Origin of the sequence: Azospirillum aestuarii (assembly GCF_016632405.1) — a bacterium.
In the GTDB taxonomy this organism is placed as follows: domain Bacteria; phylum Pseudomonadota; class Alphaproteobacteria; order Azospirillales; family Azospirillaceae; genus Azospirillum; species Azospirillum aestuarii.
Genome location: NZ_JAEPIV010000007.1, coordinates 132,911 through 153,245, shown reverse-complemented (window position 1 = coordinate 153,245; position 20,335 = coordinate 132,911). Strand labels below are relative to the sequence as shown.

Annotated in this window: 20 protein-coding genes; 14 read left to right on the top strand and 6 right to left on the bottom strand. The window is 67.2% G+C overall.

All coding sequences use genetic code 11. The features are described 5' to 3' along the window. Positions 1-144: 144 nt before the first annotated feature. The gene (locus JJL56_RS15405; protein WP_200485569.1) at positions 145-1,095 is read left to right on the top strand and encodes a hypothetical protein; all 951 of its coding nucleotides are present in this window, start codon (positions 145-147) and stop codon (positions 1,093-1,095) included. 480 nt (positions 1,096-1,575) lie between these two features. Then, a complete protein-coding gene (gene alaS, locus JJL56_RS15400; protein ID WP_145626392.1) occupies positions 1,576-4,245 on the top strand; it encodes an alanine--tRNA ligase in 2,670 nt (889 codons plus the stop codon). A 24-nt stretch (positions 4,246-4,269) separates the two neighbouring features. On the opposite strand, the gene JJL56_RS15395 is transcribed toward alaS, so the two are convergent. Continuing rightward, positions 4,270-4,671, bottom strand: coding sequence for an Mpo1-like protein (locus tag JJL56_RS15395; RefSeq protein WP_200485568.1), 402 nt, complete (start codon positions 4,669-4,671; stop codon positions 4,270-4,272). 116 nt (positions 4,672-4,787) lie between these two features. On the opposite strand from JJL56_RS15395, the gene JJL56_RS15390 reads away from it, so the two are divergent. The 4 genes from JJL56_RS15390 (at position 4,788) to JJL56_RS15375 (ending at position 8,004) form a co-directional block, all read left to right on the top strand. Then, positions 4,788-5,633, top strand: coding sequence for an AAA family ATPase (locus JJL56_RS15390; protein ID WP_200485567.1), 846 nt, complete (start codon positions 4,788-4,790; stop codon positions 5,631-5,633). A 357-nt stretch (positions 5,634-5,990) separates the two neighbouring features. Beyond that, entirely contained in the window at positions 5,991-6,956 is a 966-nt protein-coding gene (locus JJL56_RS15385; RefSeq protein WP_145626394.1) for a threonine ammonia-lyase, read from the top strand. Positions 6,957-7,125: 169 nt separating this feature from the next. Beyond that, complete coding sequence (locus JJL56_RS15380) at positions 7,126-7,407, top strand: hypothetical protein (RefSeq protein ID WP_200485566.1); 282 nt, start codon at positions 7,126-7,128, stop codon at positions 7,405-7,407. A gap of 99 nt (positions 7,408-7,506) precedes the next feature. Next, the gene (locus JJL56_RS15375; RefSeq protein ID WP_200485565.1) at positions 7,507-8,004 is read left to right on the top strand and encodes a DUF6803 family protein; all 498 of its coding nucleotides are present in this window, start codon (positions 7,507-7,509) and stop codon (positions 8,002-8,004) included. A 49-nt stretch (positions 8,005-8,053) separates the two neighbouring features. Here the strand turns inward: JJL56_RS15375 and ccoG are convergent, their stop codons facing one another. Both ccoG and JJL56_RS15365 read right to left on the bottom strand, forming a co-directional pair. Next, positions 8,054-9,520: a cytochrome c oxidase accessory protein CcoG gene (gene ccoG, locus JJL56_RS15370; RefSeq protein ID WP_145626397.1), complete on the bottom strand. Its 1,467-nt coding sequence runs from the start codon at positions 9,518-9,520 to the stop codon at positions 8,054-8,056. A gap of 105 nt (positions 9,521-9,625) precedes the next feature. Beyond that, a complete protein-coding gene (locus JJL56_RS15365) occupies positions 9,626-10,177 on the bottom strand; it encodes an HD domain-containing protein (RefSeq protein ID WP_145626398.1) in 552 nt (183 codons plus the stop codon). Positions 10,178-10,243: 66 nt separating this feature from the next. Here JJL56_RS15365 and JJL56_RS15360 point away from each other — a divergent pair, with 66 nt between their 5' ends. From JJL56_RS15360 to hmuQ, 4 genes are all read left to right on the top strand, one after another. Next, entirely contained in the window at positions 10,244-11,437 is a 1,194-nt protein-coding gene (locus tag JJL56_RS15360) for a vWA domain-containing protein (protein ID WP_200485564.1), read from the top strand. Between the two features lie 504 nt (positions 11,438-11,941). Continuing rightward, the gene (locus JJL56_RS15355) at positions 11,942-13,633 is read left to right on the top strand and encodes a methyl-accepting chemotaxis protein (protein WP_200485563.1); all 1,692 of its coding nucleotides are present in this window, start codon (positions 11,942-11,944) and stop codon (positions 13,631-13,633) included. A 127-nt stretch (positions 13,634-13,760) separates the two neighbouring features. Then, complete coding sequence (locus JJL56_RS15350) at positions 13,761-14,465, top strand: regulator of G-protein signaling domain-containing protein (protein WP_145626401.1); 705 nt, start codon at positions 13,761-13,763, stop codon at positions 14,463-14,465. A gap of 110 nt (positions 14,466-14,575) precedes the next feature. Further along, positions 14,576-14,896: a heme-degrading protein HmuQ gene (hmuQ, locus tag JJL56_RS15345; RefSeq protein WP_200485562.1), complete on the top strand. Its 321-nt coding sequence runs from the start codon at positions 14,576-14,578 to the stop codon at positions 14,894-14,896. Positions 14,897-14,916: 20 nt separating this feature from the next. On the opposite strand, the gene JJL56_RS15340 is transcribed toward hmuQ, so the two are convergent. Beyond that, a complete protein-coding gene (locus JJL56_RS15340) occupies positions 14,917-15,396 on the bottom strand; it encodes a phosphate-starvation-inducible PsiE family protein (protein ID WP_200485561.1) in 480 nt (159 codons plus the stop codon). 250 nt (positions 15,397-15,646) lie between these two features. On the opposite strand from JJL56_RS15340, the gene JJL56_RS15335 reads away from it, so the two are divergent. The 4 genes from JJL56_RS15335 (at position 15,647) to JJL56_RS15320 (ending at position 19,113) form a co-directional block, all read left to right on the top strand. Continuing rightward, positions 15,647-17,092 carry an NADP-dependent isocitrate dehydrogenase gene (locus tag JJL56_RS15335; RefSeq protein WP_200485560.1) on the top strand — a complete coding sequence of 482 codons (1,446 nt, stop codon included), beginning with the start codon at positions 15,647-15,649 and terminating at the stop codon, positions 17,090-17,092. Positions 17,093-17,195: 103 nt separating this feature from the next. Beyond that, entirely contained in the window at positions 17,196-17,762 is a 567-nt protein-coding gene (locus JJL56_RS15330; RefSeq protein ID WP_247891084.1) for an RNA polymerase sigma factor, read from the top strand. Further along, entirely contained in the window at positions 17,762-18,553 is a 792-nt protein-coding gene (locus tag JJL56_RS15325; protein ID WP_200485559.1) for an anti-sigma factor family protein, read from the top strand. The genes JJL56_RS15330 and JJL56_RS15325 overlap by 1 nt, the downstream gene beginning before the upstream one ends. 176 nt (positions 18,554-18,729) lie before the next feature. Next, on the top strand, positions 18,730-19,113 hold the full coding sequence (locus JJL56_RS15320; protein ID WP_145626406.1) for a GcrA family cell cycle regulator: 384 nt from the start codon (positions 18,730-18,732) through the stop codon (positions 19,111-19,113). Positions 19,114-19,191: 78 nt separating this feature from the next. Here the strand turns inward: JJL56_RS15320 and JJL56_RS15315 are convergent, their stop codons facing one another. Both JJL56_RS15315 and JJL56_RS15310 read right to left on the bottom strand, forming a co-directional pair. Continuing rightward, the gene (locus JJL56_RS15315) at positions 19,192-19,800 is read right to left on the bottom strand and encodes an exopolysaccharide biosynthesis protein (protein ID WP_200485558.1); all 609 of its coding nucleotides are present in this window, start codon (positions 19,798-19,800) and stop codon (positions 19,192-19,194) included. A gap of 88 nt (positions 19,801-19,888) precedes the next feature. Next, positions 19,889-20,269 (bottom strand): oxidoreductase, encoded by a 381-nt coding sequence (locus JJL56_RS15310; protein ID WP_145626408.1) that lies wholly within the window; start codon positions 20,267-20,269, stop codon positions 19,889-19,891. Positions 20,270-20,335: the final 66 nt, after the last annotated feature.

Below are 20,335 nucleotides of genomic sequence, written 5' to 3'. Positions count from 1 at the left end.
GGGAAGGGAAGCGGTGGAATGATTCAGCATAATTGATATCTTCGAGTGCTGTTGTTGATGGTTGGAATGTATTTGGTCATTGCGTTAGGATGTATTTTAGTGATCATCCTTTCGAAACGGGAACGGTTAAGATAAGGAGGTAATATGACCGCCTCTGAGAGCTTATTCCACTTTGGATCTCTGCCCGTAAAGGGAAGAAACAACCTTTTGGATCGGGTTTTCTACGATGTTTCCGGTTTGAACGTGGATGAGCAAGCGGAGCTCTCGCCTTTGACCGATCGTGAAGGCACCGTTCTTCTTGTCTATCCCACGAAAGCGCGAAAAAAATTCGATCATTTCCGCAACGCCTTGCAACTCTATTTGCACAAGCGAAATGAAGTTGAGGGTGTTGCCGTCGCCGGTGTGGGCAGTTCGGTTCTCGGTACGGCGGCGCTGGCCAGGAACGTTGCCGACGCCATCGACGCTCCGGTTGCGGGGATCGTCTCCGGTTACGGCGTGAGCGATCTGATGGCCGAGGCTCTCGGTGGCTGGTTCTTCTTCGGCGCCATCGACCGCAACAAATACAAGGCCGAATCCCTGATGGCGGCGCTGTCGCGTGGAGGGTCCGCTGCCGCCGCCGATTCAACAGGCGAAACGATGAAGTGGAGCAACGCCAAGCTCGACGGGCTCCCGCTGCAATCGGACACGACGGCTCTTCTCGATCTGTTGGAGGCGGGGCTACCCAACCTGAACTGGCTCGTCGGGCACAGCAAGGGCTGTCTCCTGATCGACTTCGTGCTGGAGCGTTACGCACGCGAGCGGGCCGACCAACCCGACCCGCTCTATGACCGGCTGAATGTGGTCACGTTGGGGGCGGTCGTGGACTTGCCGAACAAATTCAAGAAAGTCACCCAGGTCATCGGCGCGATCGACAGCTTCGGCAAGCTCAACTCTTCGCTTTCGGTGCGCCATCGTGAGGTTCCGGGCGCATGGCATCATCTGAACCGGGACATGCCGGCCCACCTGGATGCCGTGGATGTCGTTTCCTCGGTCAAGAACGGCAAGCCGATCGGCGCGAGCGCTTTCCAGGCAAGCTGGCCTCTGCCGCGCTTTTAGATTCCCGTCGTGATCTCTTCCAGACGGAGTGATGAGGTCGGAGCATGATGAACACGTTTATCATGCTCCGACTGTGAAGCCCGGCGGATCGATGATTTGCCATGAAGCGCGAGGGGCATGCCGGCGGCACCTCCAAGCGCTGCCGGCATGACGCCAAGTTCCCATGAAGCCGCTTCGTCGGGACGTCTTCCCGCAGCGGCCCACATGTTCCGGTAAGAGCACGGTGATCCGATGCGGGCGGTTCCGAAGTCCGAGGACTGCAGGTCGTCTTCGTGCTATTCTGTTTGTGACCGGTCGCATGGCGCCATTCACCCGCTTGCATATGACCGATGCCTGGGGCCGACGTGGTTTGCCGCCGTTTCGGCGGTTGGCGTGGGCACTCTGTGGACAGCCACACCAACTCACGTTAAAAGCACGGTTCGGCCGCGACAAGGCCGCGCCGCCGACTGTAGCCGACCGTAGCCGGAGCCTGGACAGCTTATGAAGACCGCCAACGACATCCGCCGCACGTTCCTGGACTTTTTCGCGAAGAACGGCCACCAGATCGTGGAGTCGTCGCCGCTGGTTCCGCGCAACGACCCGACTCTGATGTTCACGAACGCCGGCATGGTGCAGTTCAAGAACGTCTTCACCGGGGCGGAGCAGCGGCCCTATTCACGCGCGACCACCTCGCAGAAATGCGTGCGCGCGGGCGGCAAGCACAACGACCTCGACAACGTCGGCTACACGGCGCGGCACCACACCTTCTTCGAGATGCTGGGCAACTTCTCGTTCGGCGACTACTTCAAGGACGACGCGATCGCCTTCGCCTGGAACCTCGTGACGAAGGAGTTCGGGCTGCCGGCGGACAAGCTGCTGGTTACCGTCCACAGCTCCGACGAGGACGCGGCGGGCATCTGGCGCAAGGTCGCCGGCCTGTCGGACGACCGCATCATCCGCATCCCGACCGACGACAATTTCTGGCGGATGGGCGACACCGGCCCCTGCGGTCCCTGCTCGGAGATCTTCTTCGACCACGGCCCGCACATCGCCGGCGGTCCTCCGGGCTCGCCCGACCAGGACGGCGACCGCTTCATCGAGATCTGGAACCTCGTGTTCATGCAGTATGAGCAGCGCGGTCCCGACGATCTGGTCGCCCTGCCGAAGCCGTCCATCGACACCGGCATGGGGCTGGAGCGTCTGGCGGCCGTGCTCCAGGGCAAGCACGACAACTACGACATCGACCTGATGCGGGCGCTGATCGTGGCCTCCGCCGAGGCGACGAAGACCGCGCCGGACGGCGCGCACGCCGTTTCGCACCGCGTCATCGCCGACCATCTGCGCTCCTGTTGCTTTCTGATCGCCGACGGCGTGCTGCCGTCGAACGAGGGGCGCGGCTATGTGCTGCGCCGCATCATGCGCCGCGCCATGCGCCACGCCCACATGATCGGCGCGCGTGAGCCGCTGATGCACCGTCTCGTCCCGGCGCTGATCCAGCAGATGGGCGACGCCTATCCGGAGCTGAACCGCGCCCGCGCCCTGATCGTCGAGACGCTGAAGCTGGAGGAGACCCGCTTCAAGCAGACTCTGGAGCGCGGCCTGCGCCTGCTGGAGGACGAGGTCGGCCGCCTGGGCGAGGGGCAGCCGCTTCCCGGCGACGTCGCCTTCAAGCTGTACGACACCTACGGCTTCCCGCTGGACCTGACCCAGGACGTGCTGCGCACCCAGGGCCGCCCGGTGGACGAGAGCGGCTTCAAGGCCGCCATGGACGAGCAGCGCCGCAAGGCCCGCGAATCCTGGGCCGGCTCGGGCGAGGCGACGACCGAGAAGCTGTGGTACGAGCTGAAGGACGAGCTGGGCGCCACGGAGTTCTTCGGCTACGACACCGAGGTCGCCGAGGGCAAGGTGACCGCCATCGTCAAGGGCGACGCCCGCGTCGAGCAGGCTGCCGCCGGGGACGAGGTTCTGGTGATCGTGAACCAGACGCCCTTCTACGGCGAGTCGGGCGGTCAGGTCGGCGACGCCGGCGTGATCTTCTCCGCCGAGGGCACCGAGGTCGCCGTCTCCGACACCCATAAGAAGCTGGGCGCCGTCTGGGCCCATGTCGGTACGGTCACCAAGGGCACGCTGAAGGTCGGCGATGTGGTGGAACTGCGGGTGGACACGGAGCGCCGCTCGGCCATCCGCGCCAACCACTCGGCCACCCATCTGCTGCACGAGGCGCTGCGCCGCCGCCTGGGCGAGCATGTCACCCAGAAGGGCTCGCTGGTCGCCCAGGAGCGTCTGCGCTTCGACATCAGCCAGCCGACCGGCCTGACCCCGGCGGACATCGCCGCGGTCGAGGACGAGGTGAACCGCCGCATTCTCGGCAACAGCGAGGTCGTCACCCGTCTGATGTCCCCGGACGAGGCCCGCGCCTCCGGCGCCATGGCCCTGTTCGGCGAGAAGTACGGTGACGAGGTGCGCGTCGTCTCCATGGGCGGCCCGCACGGCGAGCTGGACCGCGACTACTCGATCGAGCTGTGCGGCGGCACCCATGTCCGACGCACCGGCGACATCGGCCTGTTCACGATCGTCGCCGAGGGCGCCGTCGCCGCCGGCGTGCGCCGCATCGAGGCGCTGACCGGCACTGGCGCCAAGGCATGGCTGTCGGAGCGCGATCATCTGCTGACCGAGGCCGCGTCCGTCCTGAAGGTCCGTCCGGAGGACGTCCCGTCGCGTCTCGCCGCGCTGGTCGACGAGCGCAGGAAGATGGAGCGCGAACTGGCCGAACTTCGCCGTCAGGTGGCGATGGGGGGTGGTGCGAAGGCGGACGGCGGAAACGAGGCCAAGGACATCGCGGGTGTGAAGTTCGCCGCCCGCGTGGTCGAGGGCCTGCCGGCCAAGGACCTGAAGCCGATGGCCGATGAGCTGAAGAAGCAGGTCGGTTCCGGCGTCGTCGTTCTGATCGCCTCGAACGAGGGCAAGGCGTCCATCGTCGTCGGCGTCACCGACGACCTGACGGCCAAGATCAGCGCCGTCGATCTGGTGCGCGTCGGTGCGGAGGCTCTGGGCGGGAAGGGCGGCGGCGGCCGTCCGGACATGGCCCAGGCCGGCGGTCCGGACGCCGCGCTGGCGCCCGCCGCCGTCGAGGCCATCGAGAAGGCGGTGGCGGCGAAAGCCGCCTCCTAACCAACCACCGGCGAAAGCCGCCTCCTAACTGCCGCGCGTTCCGTTCGGCGCTGCTCGCTCCAACGCGGGCGCGTCCGGCGGGTGCCGGCGGATCACCATGCCGGGGCGGTCGGGGATGCCGTAACGTCGGTATTCCCGCGCCAGCTGGCCGGTCAACGCCAGCCCGGCCATGCGGACGTCCGCGGCCAGCGAGGCCAGCGGCGCGTCCAGCGTCTTGGGCCGGTTGCGCTCCACCAGGAAATGACCCAGCCACGCCGCGCCGTAGCCGACCAGCGGCGCCGCCACGAGCGCCCGCCAGTCGCGGCGGGCCAGTCCCACCCCAAGCAGGGCCGCCGCCGACAGTGTGCCGGCGACGTGCAGCGCCCGGTTCGTCGGGTCGCGGTGCTGTTCCAGATATTCGGGCCAGAAATTCGGATCGGTCGCCATGGCGGACTCCTTCCGTGGGGGAACGCCGGGCAGCCCGCGGCGGTTCCGTCTTGCATGACGCCCGCCGTGCTGGAAGGATGCGCGGGTCAACGAACGATATTGCGGAACCGACTGGCATGCGCTTCACCGGCACCGATTCCTACGTCGCCACCGACGACCTGATGGTGGCCGTCAACGCGGCCATCACGCTTGAGCGCCCGCTGCTGGTGAAGGGGGAGCCGGGCACCGGCAAGACCGTGCTGGCCCAGGAGGTCGCCCGCGCCCTGAACAAGCCGCTGCTCGCCTGGCACATCAAGTCCACCACCAAGGCGCAGCAGGGCCTCTACGAGTACGACGCGGTCAGCCGCCTGCGCGACAGCCAGCTCGGCGAGGAGCGGGTGCACGACATCGGCAACTACATCGTGCGCGGCAAGCTGTGGGAGGCGTTCGAAGCGCCGGAGCCTCCCGTGCTGCTGATCGACGAGATCGACAAGGCCGACATCGAGTTCCCCAACGACCTGCTGCTCGAACTCGACCGCATGGAGTTCCACGTCTACGAGACGCGGCAGACGGTCAAGGCGGCGCGGCGCCCCCTCGTCATCATCACCTCCAACAACGAGAAGGAACTGCCGGACGCCTTCCTGCGCCGCTGCTTCTTCCACTACATCCGCTTCCCCGACCGCGACACCATGGAGCGGATCGTGGACGTCCATTATCCGGGCCTGAAGCAGGACCTGCTGCGCGAGGCGATGACGCTGTTCTACAGCCTGCGCGAGGTGCCGGGCCTGAAGAAGAAGCCCTCCACCTCGGAGCTTCTCGATTGGATCAAGCTGCTGATGGTCGAGGACGTGGAGCCTGAGACCCTGCGCGCCAAGGACGCCCGCAGCCTGATCCCGCCGCTGTGTGGCGCGCTCCTGAAGAACGAGCAGGACGTGCATCTGCTGGAACGGCTGGCTTTTCTCGCCAAGCGGGAAGGGCGCTAGGAAGCGCTTGACCGCGGCCGTCCTTCTGGGGCAGCCTGAACCCATGCAAGCGACCCCGCACCTGAACCGAATGCGAATTACCGCCCCGGCGCTCTGACAGAGAGCGCCGGACCGCGAGCGTTCGTTTTCGCAATCTGGTGTGGAGTGTGGCGTGTCCGTGCGCCCTGGGTCTTCCGGAACCCGCAATCCGGCTCATCACGATCCCCTGACCTGTTCCTTCGTGCGTCCGTTGCGCCTTCCGGCGGAGCGAATGCGGGGCTCTACGCGAATTATCGTCCCGGTCCGCTGACGCGGGCCGGGTTTCGTGCCTTCCTTCTCCGCCCCCCCGTTCGTTCCCTCCGCCCGAGGACTTCCGCGATGCCGTCCGCGCACGCCACCCGTCTGCCTTCCGTTTCCTTTCGCCGCGACACCGAAGACCGTCTGCCGTCCTGGCTCCCCCTCTCCGCCATCGAGGACGCCGCCGAGCGTTTGAACGGGCGGATCGTCCGCACGCCGCTGCTGCACGCTCCGACGCTGGGGCGTGACGTCTGGCTGAAGGCGGAGACCTTCCAGGCAACCGGCGCCTTCAAGGAGCGCGGCGCGCTGAACCGCCTGCTGCGCCTGACGGCGCTGGAGCGCGCGGCGGGTGTCGTCGCCATGTCGGCGGGCAACCATGCCGCCGGTCTGGCGCTGCACGCCCAGCGTCTGGGGGTGGCGGCGACCATCGTCATGCCGGTCACCGCGCCGCGCTGCAAGGTGGAGCGGACGGAGGCGCTGGGCGCCGAGGTCGTGCTGTCCGGGTCCAATGTGGGGGAGGCGAAGGCCCGCGCGCTGCAACTGGCGGCGGAGCGGCGCCTGACTTTCGTGCATCCCTACGACGACCCGGACGTGATCGCCGGGCAGGGCACGGTGGGGCTGGAGGTGCTGGCCGACCGTCCGGACCTCGACACGCTGGTGGTGCCGGTGGGCGGCGGCGGCTTGCTGGCCGGCATGGCGGCGGCGGTGAAGGCGCGCAAGCCCTCCGTCACCGTGGTCGGGGTGCGGCTGGCGCGGCGGCGGGGGCCGACTCTCGCGGATGGGATCGCGGTGGACGCGCTGGGCAAGCTTCCGCAAGCGCTGCTGGCCGGCTTCGTGGACGCTCTGGTCGAGGTGGAGGAGGGCGAGGTCGCGGCGGCGATGCGGACCCTGCACGGCTCCTTCGGCATGGTGGCGGAAGGCGCCGGGGCGGCCGCAGTGGCGGCCCTGCTGGCTGGGAAGGTGCCGGCGGAGGGTCGGACCGTCGCCGTGCTGTCCGGCCGCAACGTGGATTCCGACACGCTGGTGCGGACGCTCGCCGCCGCTTGATCGACATCAACGACCGCAGGGTCGGGACGGGGCCAGGATCAGCCTGCGGGCCCACCGTCCGGAAGACGGTGGGCCCGCAGGCAAAGGCCGGTTGTCCCCCGTGACTCGTCTGGTGTCCCTCCTCGCGCTTGTGGTTTTGGCCGTCGGGCTTCTCGGCGGTGCCGCACCCATGCGCATACCGGACCTCTCGGCACCGCACTGCGAGTCCGCCGCGGTGCCGGATGCTGCGGATTGCGACATCCACCATCCGACGGACAGCCCGGTTTCGGGAAAGATCCACGCGCACGGCACCGCCGGGTGCCTCTGCTTGAGTGGGGCCTGCGATCTGACCGGCCTGCCGGCTCGGGTCGGCGTGCCTTTTGGTCATCGCCTCGCGACCCTGCTTCCCGGCGTGGACACCGAGCCCGCCGCCACCGCCCACGCGCCGCCTCTGCCGCCGCCGCGCGCCTGACTCCCGCCGTTCCGTCGCCTTTTTCCCGACCTGCGGACGTGTCCGGTCTTACGACTATCGCGGCACCGGCGCGCCCGCCGAACACGCGCGAGTCATCCCATGAACATGACCCACTATATGGAACTTCTGGCCGTCAACCGGCCCTGGAACCTGCTGATCTTCATGGCGGTTCCCGTCATCCTGGCCGAGACGGTGGCGATCAGCGAACTGTACCTGCTCTACACCCGCGACTATGACGGCCCGGTGCGGCGGCTGAACCGCTGGGCCGGCATCACCGTCGGCGTCTATTTCACGGGCGTCTTCGTGTATCTGATGCAGAACGCGGTCGTTCCGCTGACCGCGTCCGGCGGCTGGCGCGGGCCGGCGGACGTGCTGGCGGTGGGCTTCTACCTTGCCGGCATCGTCCCGCTCGGCAGCATCGCGCTCCTGGACCTCGGGCTGATCGGCCGGGGACGCGGCGAGCATGGCCGCATGGCGATCCACGCGGCTTTGGTCGGCCTGTTCCTGATCGTCGCGCACATCGCCATGATCTTCGGGATGCTGGACCCGACGCTCCTCACGGGCGCGACGGCGGCCGGCGGTCACGGCATGCACTGAGCGGATGCATCCCCTCGCCCGTCTCCAGGCGGGCGAGGGGCATTTTCTGTCAGGGCGCCATGAACACGCTGCGGTGCTGACCAATCTCGCCGCTGGTCAGGTCGCGCGCCAGCACCGTCACGTCGGTGGACCCCGGCTTCGCGGCGTCCTGCGGCACGCGCACGAAGATGCGGTAGGTCGCCACCGAATCCGCCTCCGCGGTCAAGGTCAGCGACCTCCCCGACTGGGCGTCCACGCTGGCCACCGACAGGTCGGCATTCGCCAAACCCTCCACCGACAGGCGGTAGGTCCGCGCCTCGTGGGTCTTGTTGAGGATCTTGATGGTGTAGGCGTTCTGCACGTCGCCGTTCGACTGCTGCACATAGAGCGGGGCGCGGTCGCGCAGCACGCTGACGTCCAGTGTCGGGCGCATCGCCAGGGAGATCGCCATGGCGCCGGCCACCACCAGGATGATGAGGGCGTAGATCACCGTGCGCGGGCGCAGCAGCCGCACCGGGGCGGCCTGACCGTCGGCCTTGGCGACCTGGTTGGAGCGGTTGTCGAACAGGATCAGATCGCCGGGGCGCCCGACCTGGGCCATCACCTCGTTGCAGGCGTCCACGCACAGGCCACAGCCGATGCAGGAGATCTGCTGTCCCTTGCGGATGTCGGTGCCGGTCGGGCAGACATGGATGCACAGCTTGCAATCGATGCAGTCGCCCAGCCCCTCCGCCGTCCGCTCGTCCCAGCTCTGCGACTTGCGCAGCGGCGCGCGCCCTTCGCCGCGCCAGTCCTGGTAGGTGACGACGTAGGTGTCCTCGTCCACCATCGCCGCCTGGAAGCTGCGCCACGGGCAGACGTAGATGCAGATCTGCTCACGCGCCCAGCCGGCGAAGAAATAGGTGGTGCCGGCGAACAGCCCGGCGAAGGCCAGCACCTTCCACGACACCTCGCCGGTTACGATCTCGCGCAGCAGGGTCGGGGCGTCGTTGAAGTAGAAGATCCAGGCGCCGCCGGTGACCAGGGAGATCGCCAGCCAGATGGCGTGCTTCGACGCCTTCAGCCCCAGCTTGCGCGCCGACAGCGGCGCCTTGTCCAGCCGGATGCGCTCGGTGCGCGGGCCTTCCAGCTTGCGCTCCACCCACATGAACAGGTCGGTCCAGACCGTCTGCGGACAGGCGTAGCCGCACCAGATGCGGCCGAGCAGGGTGGTGGCGAAGAAGATGCCGAAGGCGCCGATGATGAGAAGGCCGGTCAGGTAATAGACCTCCTGCGGCCAGATCTCGATCCAGAAGAAGTAGGCGCGCCGGCCCACCATATCGACCAGGACCGCCTGATCGGGAATGCCCGGCCCGCGCTCCCAGCGCAGCCAGGGCGTGACGTAATAGACGCCGAGCAGGACCGCCAGCGCCAGCCATTTCAGGCGGCGGAAGCGGCCGTGGACATCGGCGGCGTAGACCTTGGGGCGATGCACGAACCAGCGCTCGCGCGGCTGGTCGGCGTCATGGGCGGTGGGGGCATGAGAGTGGAGGGACATGGTGTGCGACCTTGCTTTGACGCGGCGGTCAACCTAGTCCCTCTTTTATAAGGCTTCCGTGATGTAGTCACACTGCGGCAGATCAACCAGCCGGGCGGATAAGGCTCAGACCGTGTCGCCGCGCAGTTCGGCAAGCCCGTCCTCATAGGCGCGGTCGAACAGCGATTCCAGCCGTGTGTCGGTGCCGCGCAGGCCGGCGACGACCGCGTGCGCCCATTCGAAATACTCGATCTTCCGTTCCAGCGGCCAGTCGGCGGGCGGGCTGTGCGCCATCGAGCGCAGGTTGGACACCTTGTCGGCCAGCTTCACCAGCTTGGCGCGGGAGGAGGCGGTGGGGGCGGCGTCGATCTGGCGCTGCTTGCGCTCCGCCTTGCGAAGCCGCTTGTCGTCGGTGGTCTCGGCAACGACGCCGGCGACCTCCGCCCCGAAATGCTGCTCGATCTCCTCGTATGAGGCGTCGGTGTCCTCCAGCGTGTCGTGCAGCAATGCGGCGATGACCACGACCGGGTCATTGCCCGCCGTCGCCTCGGCGCACAGGAACGCCACCTCCGACAGGTGGTTGAGGTAGGGCTCGGCGCGCACGCCCTTGCGGCGCTGGTCGATGTGCTTGTGCGCGGCGAACTCCAGCGCGCGGGCGAAGTCGAGAAGGGCTGTCATGGCGTTCCTGGCGGGTCGGCGCTACGATGAGGGCGGATGGGGACGGAACCCCACGGGGGGAGCGGCATGTTCACGGGTTTCTTCTTCGAACTGCGCAAGGCGGGCGTGCCGGTCTCGCTGAACGAGTACCTGACGCTCATGGAGGCCATGAAGCGCGGCGTCGCCGCCTTCCGCGTCGAAGACTTCTATTACCTCAGCCGGGCCTGTCTGGTGAAGGACGAGCGCAATCTCGACCGCTTCGACCGCGTGTTCGGGCAGGTCTTCAAGGGGCTGGAAGGGGCGGAGGGCGCCGAGGGCGACGAGATCCCCATGGTCGACCTGCCGGAGGAGTGGCTGCGCAAACTGGCCGAACGCTTCCTGACCGAGGAGGAGAAGGCGCAGATCCATGCGCTGGGCGGCTGGCAGAAACTCATGGAGACGCTGGCGGAGCGGCTGGCCGAACAGAAGGGGCGGCACCAGGGCGGCTCCAAATGGATCGGCACCGCCGGAACCTCGCCCTTCGGCGCCTACGGCTACAACCCGGAGGGCGTGCGCATCGGCCAGCAGGAATCCCGGCACCGCCGCGCCGTGAAGGTGTGGGACAAGCGGGAGTTCCGGAATCTGGACGATCAGGTCGAGATCGGCACCCGCAACATCAAGGTGGCGCTGCGCCGCCTGCGCAAGTTCGCCCGCACCGGGGCGGCCAGCGAGCTGGACCTGCCCGGCACCATCCGCGCCACCGCCAGCAACGCCGGCTGGCTGGACCTGAAGATGGTGCCGGAGCGGCACAACACGGTGAAGGTGCTGCTGTTCCTCGACATCGGCGGCTCGATGGACGACCACATCCGGCTGGTCGAGGAGCTGTTCTCCGCCGCGCGGGGCGAGTTCAAGCATCTGGAGCACTTCTACTTCCACAACTGCGTCTATGAGAGTGTGTGGCGCGACAACAAGCGCCGCCACGACGAGCGCACCCCGACCTGGGACGTGCTGCACACCTATCCCGCCGACTACAAGCTGGTCTTCGTCGGCGACGCGGCGATGAGCCCCTACGAGATCGTCTATGCCGGCGGCAGCGTCGAGCATTGGAACGAGGAGCCGGGGCAGGTCTGGCTGCAGCGCATGCTGTCCGTCTACAGCCGCGCCGTCTGGCTCAACCCCACGCCGGAATCGCGCTGGGGCTACACCGAGAGCACCCGCATGCTGCAACGGCTTTTGGGCGGGCGCATGTACCCTCTGACCTTGCAGGGACTGGACGCCGCAATGCGCGAGCTGGTGCGGTAACGGCGCCGTCCGGCCACAGCCCTCGACGGTCAATTGGTTCGTGTGAAAACGGATGGCGCGGCGTGGCGTCAACCGGCGCGATGGGGCACACCTGTAATGGCCGCGTCGAGCAGAACTAATGGCCGCGTCGAGCAGAACGCCGAGTGGCGTGGCAGCGGACCGCCCGTGGTTGGTTCTCAATTTTTGGCTGAGAAAATACTGGGAAATGCGCGTCCTCGCGTCGCGCTGTCCCAGTATTTGAACGAATTTCGGGCCATTCTCAAAAGAAAAACGCACGATTCTCAAAGTTAAGTATCTGAACAATCCTCGCCGCTGTATCTCTATGCGATGAAACTCCGGATAGGTTTTCGTTTGTTTTAAACATTGATCGTCATTTTTGCGGCTTCGCTGCAACATTGAGCGTCAAACATTTACTGAGAATCGTTCTTCCTTGAACGCATGCGAGTGTATTACGGAGCATGCGGGCTCTTGTTCACAGCATGCAGTCGATGAGGGTGAGGGGAAATGGAGGGTGTTCTTGCGCGCATCAGCATCAGCGGCAAAATCTACAGCGTTGTCGCGATTCTGGGGGTTGTTGCCGCAATCATCGGTGGCGTTGGCTCCATTGGAATGCAGGCCTACGACGATAAATTCGACCAGATTCAGAACTGGTCCCGGCGGGCGCTGATCAACGAGCAGATCAACGGTCTGATTTACAAGGTCGTCATGGACAGCCGCGGCATCTACGCCGCGGACGGAACGGCCGACGCCACGCCCTACGCCAAGAACATCCTCGGCGCCACCAGCGAGCTGGAAAAGCTCATGGGGAACCTGGAGGCTCTGCTGCCGCCGCAAAGCAAGGCTGCGTTCGGTGAGGCGCAGCAGATGGCGCGCGCGTTCGTCCTGCACCGCAACGAGGTTGCCCGCCTTGGGATGGAGGCCAGTCCGGATAAGGCGCGCGAACACGGCGATACCACCGAGGGTCGCGCAATCCGCAGCAAGCTGGGCCAGTTCATGGAGAAGGCCTCCGAACGCAACATGCAGGGCATCGACAAAGCCAACGAAGAGTTGAGCGCTCTGAACAGCCTGATGACGACGCTGATGCTGGCCGTCGGCATCGGTGGCGGCCTCGGCGCGCTGGCGTTGAGCGTCCTGGTCGCGCGCATCGGCATCTCCCGCCCGATTGCCGGGATCACCGACGTCATGGCCCGTCTGGCGACCGGCGACACCTCGGTGACGGTTCCGGGCCTCGGCCGTGGCGACGAGATCGGCGGCATGGCCAAGGCCGTGGCGGTCTTCAAGGACAACGCCGTGGACCGCGAGCGCATGAGAGTCGCCGAAGAGGCGGAGCGCCAAGCCAAGGAGCGGCGCACCCATGCCGTCGAGGATCTGGTGCGGTCCTTCGACCGGAACGTCTCCGGCATCCTGCGCACCGTCGCGTCCGCCGCCACCGAGCTGGAGGCCACGGCGCAGAGCATGCAGACGACCGCCGAGCAGACCAAGGGGCAGGCGGCCAGCACGGCCGCCGCGGCCGAGCAGGCGTCGGTCAACGTGCAGACCGTCGCCGCGGCGACCAACGAGCTGAGCGCGTCGATCAACGAGATCAGCGGTCAGGTGACGCGCTCCACCAGCATCGCCAGCCACGCGGTGGGCGAGGCGCAGCAGACCAACGAGCGCGTCCAGGGCCTCGTCGCGCAGGCGCAGCGGATCGGCGACGTGGTGAAGCTGATCACCGACATCGCCAGCCAGACCAACCTGTTGGCGCTGAACGCCACGATCGAGGCGGCCCGCGCCGGGGAGGCCGGCAAGGGCTTCGCCGTGGTGGCGTCCGAGGTGAAGAACCTCGCCAACCAGACCGCCAAGGCGACCGAGGAGATCGCCGCCCAGATCGCCTCCATGCAGGCGGCCACCGGCGGGGCGGCGGCGGCCATCAACGGGATCGGCGACACCATCGGCACCATCAGCGAGATCGCCACGATCATCGCCTCGGCCGTCGAAGAGCAGGGATCGGCCACCGGCGAGATCGCCCGCAACGTGCAGCAGGCCGCGCAGGGCACTCATCTGGTGACCACCAACATCACGGAGGTCAGCAACGGCGCCACACAGACCGGCTCCGCCGCCACCCAGGTTCAGGACGCCGCCGGCGAACTGTCGCGCCAGTCGGAGAGTCTGCGCACGGAGGTGGAGCGCTTCCTGGCGGGCATCCGCGCCGCGTAAAAAGTCTGGGGGTTGTGCGACGGTGCACGCCCCCGCCCATTACCTCCTGAACGGACCGAACGGCGTTTGCCGGACCAAGATCCTGTTTTTATCGTCACGGCCAACCAGCGTTCGAAGGGAGAGGGCCGTGGCGAAATCCTATCTGGAATCTTGGAAGAAGGCGAAGGACCGCTTCGAGAAGGCGACGGGCAAGAAGAAGCCCGATCCCAAGAGCCGCTTCGGCAAGCTGTTCAGCAAGATAAGCTCGACCGGCTTGGAAAGCGCTCTGAAGAGCTACGACGCTGCCAAGACGGTGAAGGACGCGCAGAAGCACGCTCGCGCCTTCAAGACCGCGGCAAGCAGCTACATCCCCACGCTTGACACGGCAGGCAAGGCCGCCAAGCAGGACGGTGATGCGGTCTACGCCGAGGCCTGCGCCGACATGGTGGCGTCGCTGAACAAGATCGCCGGCAACGTCACGATGGATCTGGAGCGGTTCGACGACCTGCCGAAGGATCTGGACGGCTTCTTCAAGTCGCCCTACTGGTTCAAGCTCCTGCAGAAGCAGGCCAAGAAGGAATATTCGCTGGAGAACATCGAGCTGTACGACATGATTCTGAAGCGTAAGCTTTCAAAGGAGGATGCGTCCGAGAAGGCGTACAAGGATTATGTCGAGCTGAAGTCGCCCAAGGAAGTGAACATCAAGTCGGCGACCCGCAAGTCGTGCAAGCAGATCGCCGATCAGGGCAAATGGAAGGCGATGCCCTGGGATGACGTGGCGTTCGACCTGGCCGAAAACCTGTGCGACACCGTCGTGCGTCTGCAGGAGGCCATCGCCACCGGCGAGGCGTGATCGCCCAGGCGTAATGGATAGGGCCGGTTGACGGGGCGGGCCTCCGCCGTCACCTTGAGGATCAGCCCTTCAGGGGCGGCCCTTCAAAAATGGTCTCGGGAGGCTCCGCCATGTACATCGCCATGAACCGCTTCCGCGTGCGTCCGGACTCGGAACGGGACTTCGAGGAGGTCTGGCTGAACCGCGAGGTCCATCTGAACACGGTCCCCGGCTTCGTGAAGTTCCACATGCTGCGCGGCCCGCGTTACGAGGACCATCGTCTCTATTCCTCCCACACCATCTGGGAGTCGGAAGCGCATTTCCAGGACTGGACCCGTTCGGAGGCGTTCCGCGCCGCCCATCGCGGGGCGGGCGACCGCAAGCCGCTTTACCTCGGCCCGCCCCAGTTCGAGGGCTTCGAGGTGATCCAGACCGTGGGGCGCGAGGGCTGAAGCGGCGACGCTGCGCCCGGTCAGCCTTTCAGCGCGTCCTCGTCGCCGATCAGCCGATGGGCGATGGCGACGGTGATCAGGCCGGCGAGCAGAAGGCCGTACTGCCACAGGCTGGACCAGTCGCCCGTCTGCACGTCGCCCGCCACCGCCTGGACCGGCCGCACGATCAGCTGCCGCAGCAGCGTGATCATCGCCACCTCCAGGAAGACCCGCAGGTGGAAGCGGTTGGTCCGCACGTAATCGACCTCCGCGGAGATCAGGGCGGACAGGGTCCAGACGATGAACAGCACGCCGAGCGCGTGCAGGAAGCCGTGCGCCAGCTGGTCCCGCTGAAAGGCCGCCCAGGCTTCCACGAAGAATTCCCAGACCACCATGGCGCTCGCCGCGACCAGGGCGATGGCCAGGACGACGTGCAGCAGCCCGTTGAAGGACTTCAGGGCGCGGATCAGTCCCTGTTCGAGAAGGGAATTGGACGGGGCGCGGGGGAGCGATTGCAGCATCGGGGCGGGTCGCAAGGTCGAGGGGTGCGGGAAGATAGAAGCCCAACCCACCGGACGCCCCCGCCGTTTTGCCATTGCCGCCATGGGGAAAACGCAAGCATTGCAGATCAGCGTCAAGTCGCCGCATCAATGGTCCCGGCTTTGCAGGTGGAAAAAGGCACCGGCCATTGAACTCCGGCCCTGATTTCGTCTAGGGTCGCCGCGGTCCCTCCGGCTTCGTTCCTTCGAGGGTTTCCCCAGGAGTGAATGGATGCGCGAAACCACCCCCATCACGGTCGCCCGCGGCGACGGCATCGGTCCGGAAATCACCGACGCGGTGCTTCACGTGATGGAGGCCGCCGGCGCCCGCCTGAAGGTGGAGGAGGTGCCGGCGGGCGAGCAGGTCTACCGCCGCGGCCATCTGGGCGGGCTGGACGCCGCCGGCTGGGGGTCGATCCGCCGCACCCGCGTCTTCTTGAAGGGGCCGATCACCACGCCCCAGGGCTACGGCAACAAGTCGCTGAACGTCACCGCGCGCACCACGCTCGGGCTGTTCGCCAACGTGCGGCCCTGCGTGTCGCACCATCCCTATGTCCGCACGCGGCACCCGCGCATGGATGTGGTCATCATCCGCGAGAACGAGGAGGACCTCTACGCCGGGATCGAGCACCGCCAGACCGACGAGGTGATCCAGTCGGTCAAGCTGATCTCCCGGCCGGGGTCGGAGCGCATCGTGCGCTACGCCTTCGACTACGCCCGCGCCAATCACCGGCGCAAGGTGACGGCCTTCGTCAAGGACAACGTCATGAAGATGACGGACGGGCTGTTCCTGAAAATCTTCAACGAGATCGCCGCCGAATTTCCGGAGATCAAGGCCGATCACCTGATCGTCGACATCGGCGCCGCCCGTCTGGCCGACCAGCCGGAACGCTTCGACGTGATCGTGACGCTGAACCTCTACGGCGACATCGTGTCGGACATCGCCGCCCAGATCACCGGCTCGGTCGGGCTGGCCGGCTCCGCCAACATCGGCGATGCCTGCGCCATGTTCGAAGCGATCCACGGCTCGGCGCCCATGATCGCGGGGCAGGGGATCGCCAACCCGTCGGGCCTGCTGATGGCCGCGGTGATGATGCTGGTCCACATCGGGCAGGGCGACGTGGCGGCGCGCATCCACAACGCCTGGCTCAAGACCATCGAGGACGGCGTCCACACCGTGGACATCTTCAACCGCGGAGTCAGCCGCCAGCGCGTCGGCACCCACGCCTTCGCCGACGCGGTGGTGGAGCGGCTGGGCCAGATGCCGGTGACTCTGCCGACCGTCGGCTACGCCGTCACCGCGCGGCCCGCCTATGAATCCGGGGTGCGGCTGTCGCCCCGCCGCAAGGCGGTGAAGGAGCTGGTGGGGGTGGACGTGTTCCTGCACTGGCCGGGCGGCAACCCGGACGAACTGGCCGGGCTGGTCCTGCCGGTGGGCACGCCGACGCTGCGGCTGTCCAGCATCTCCAACCGTTCGCAGAAGGTCTGGCCGGAGGGCAACATCGGCGTCTTCTGCACCGACCATTGGCGCTGCCGCTTCCTGGCGCCGGAGGGCGTGGCGGTCGGCCACCCCGACATCGTCGAGCTTCTGTCGGGGCTCGCCCGCGCCGGGCTGGACTTCACCCAGACCGAGAACCTGTGCAACTTCGACGGCAAGTCCGGCTTCTCGGCCACCTGAACCGCGAAGCGGTGGACGAGACGGGGCCGCGACGCGGTGGAATAATCCGCCTCCGCCGGGCGTCCAGACGGGCAGGATATCCTTCCAAGGGGAGCGCCGCCGCATGCCTCCACCAAAGCCGCCCCCCGACCTTTCTTCAGGGAACGGCCCCCCAGCCAATGGGCCGGTGGACGAGCGGGCCATCGCCGCGCAGGTGCCGCGGCTGCGCCGTTACGCCGCCGCGCTGGCCGGCAACCTGTCCGACGCCGACGACCTCGTGCAGGACTGCATCGAGAAGGCGCTGGCCAACCGGCACACGCTGCGGGACGTCACCCGGCTCGGCGGCTGGCTGCTGTCGATCCTGCACAACCTGCACGTCTCGGGTCTGCGCTGGCGCCGCCGCCGCGGGCCGGAGGTGCCGGTGGAGGATCTGGCCAACGATCTGGCGCTCAGCGCCGCCCCCGCCGACCGGGCGGAGGTGCGGGATTTCGTGCGCGCCTTCAACCAGCTGTCGGAGGAGCATCGGGCCGTGCTGCTGCTGACCGGGCTGGAGGGGCTGTCCTACCGCGAGGCGGCGGAGGTGCTGGGGGTGCCGATGGGAACCGTCATGTCGCGGCTGGCCCGCGCGCGGGAACGACTGCGCGTCCTGCTGGACGGCGGGGCGGAACAGGCGGTGAGGAGGATCAAGTGATGGACACCGAACCGGACGCTCCGGTGACCGAAGCCGACCTGCACGCCTGGATGGACGGCGAATTGCCGGAGGGCCGGCGCGGCGAGGTCGAGCGCCATCTGGCGGGCAACCCCGATCTGGCCCGCCGTTTCGAACGCTACCGCGCCCAGCGGGCAACGCTCCAGGGGACCTTCGGCCCGCTGATCGACCGCCCGTTGCCGGCCGCCCTGGTGCCGCCCTACGGCCGTGCGCCGAGGCGGCCGGCGGTTCGTCCGCGCCGGTCGTTCCGGGCGATGGCCGCCGCGGCGGTTCTGCTGGTGTTCGTCGCCGGTGGGGCGGGCGGCTGGTGGCTGCGCGGCTGGACCGGCGGCGCGGCCGGCGGCGGCGCGGCCTTCGTCGCCGACGCGGTGGCCGCGCACCGCGTCTTCGCGGTGGAGGTCCGCCATCCCGTGGAGGTCGGCGCTGACCAGGAGGCGCATCTGGTGGGCTGGCTGTCCAAGCGCCTGGGCAAGCCCCTGCAGGCGCCGCGGCTGGCCGGCAAGGGCTATGATCTGGTGGGTGGCCGGCTGCTGTCCGACGCGCGGGGACCGGCGGCCCAGCTCATGTACCAGGATGCGGCCGGTCGCCGCATCACCCTCTACATCCGCCCGGCCTCCGACGCGCCGGACACGTCCTTCCGGTTTGCCCAGGACGGCAACGTCCAGGCTTTCTACTGGCGGGACAACGGTTTGGCGTGGGCGGTAACGGGTGACCTCGATCGAGTGACCCTTTCGGCCATAGCCGAGGAGGTGTACGGCGCGTTGAACTCATAACACCCACAGACTTATGCACAGGAATGTTGCGCAAGCCCCCTATCCCTCTATCCGGCCATCTGGTAGGTTGGCCGGCGTTGGGCACAAAATATTGCGCCTTATGGAAAACGGCCGTCTGGTCGGAAGGTATATTTGGTTAACCAAGTCACCGGTTACCGGACCACGGGAGACAGGGGATGAGTTGGACGGACGAACGGGTTCAGCAGCTTAAGGACCTCTGGGCCCAGGGGCTGAGCGCGAGTGAAATCGCGGACATCCTGGGCGACATCACCCGCAACGCGGTGATCGGGAAGGCGCACCGGCTCGGCTTGTCGGGACGGCCGTCGCCGATCAAGAAGAAGCCGACCCGCGGCGCGACGATCCTGGCTTTGACCGAGCGCATGTGCAAGTGGCCGGTCGGCGATCCGAAGCACCAGGACTTCCATTTCTGCGGCAAGCCCTCGCTGCCCGGCCTGCCTTACTGCGCCGAGCACGCGGCGGTGGCCTACCAGCCGGCCTCCTCCGGCAAGAAGCGCGACGAGGAGCGCAACACCGGCGCGCGCAACGTCGGCGCCGCATAAAATCCGCCGGATTTCCGGATTTCGGGCGCTCTTCGGGCGGGCGCCCGCCCGACGCGACCACCTCTCCATCGGCGCCGATCAAATGGGTGCCGAGGTGATCGCCCACCAGCTTCCGGCGACCAGCATCGCCGAGACACCCGCCGCCGCCACGCCCAGACCCAGACCGGCGGCGACCGCAAGACCGTCCTTCACGATCAACCCCAGCGCGATCATCAGCACCGCCAGACCGGGCAGGGTGTTGCCGAACGGGATGGGCAGGGCGATCAGAACACCCATCGCCAGCACGAAGATGCCCAGCGGCCGCATCACCCCTTGATGGGTCAGCGACGGCCAGCGCGTGCGCAGCCGGGCCTCCAGCCGCTCGACCAGTGGCGTTCCCTTCTCCACGATCTTTTCAAGCGTGGTGCGCGCCACGCGGCGGCGCCCGATCCAGCCCGGCACCTCCAGCCGGTCGCGGCCCACGATCATCTGAATCGCCACCAGCGCCAGCACCGTGCCGAAGATCATTCCCGCCGGCAGCCCCGGCGTCGGAACCACGGCGGGGATCGCCAGCGCCAGCAGCAGGAAGCCCGGCGCGCGGTCGCCGAGATGGCCCAGGACCTCCCCCAGCGACGGCTTGTCGCCGGTCATGCGTCCGTGCAGCCGTTTGAGCAGCGCGGACGCCCGAGCCGGGTCCTTCGTGTCCATGACCTGTTCCAACCCCCTGTTCCATCATCGTCGCGTGGATGTGGTGGCGCGTGCGCTCGCAGGAAAGGGGGGCGGGGCAAGGCGGGGATCAGTACTCCTCGACCTCGTGCTTCAACTGCACCAGACGGCCGCTCAACAGCGAGAGCATCAGCTGCACCACCATCTCGTGGACGATCAGCGTGTGGGTGTTGCCGCTGTCCTGCATGTGCTGGCGCAGCGCCTCGCGCACCTTCGGCACGCCGGTCACGTCGATCAGCACGTCCACCGCCTCGCCGAGGCGGGCGAGGTCCATGAAGTCGGTCGTGGTGGCAACGCCCCGCTCGCGGGCGAGCCGCATGCCGGGCGCCTCGGCGTCCAGGTCGGCGACGCCGAGAATCTCGACGAAGGAAGCGTCCAGAAGCTGCGTCAGCAGGGGCGTTCCGGTTTCGCCGGCGCCGATCACGGCGATGCGGAAGATGTCCTTGGCCATGGGAAAGTCTCGAATTCCGGTTTGTCAGCTCCGCGCCGGCGTCACGCCGCGCGGGCAAGAAAAAAG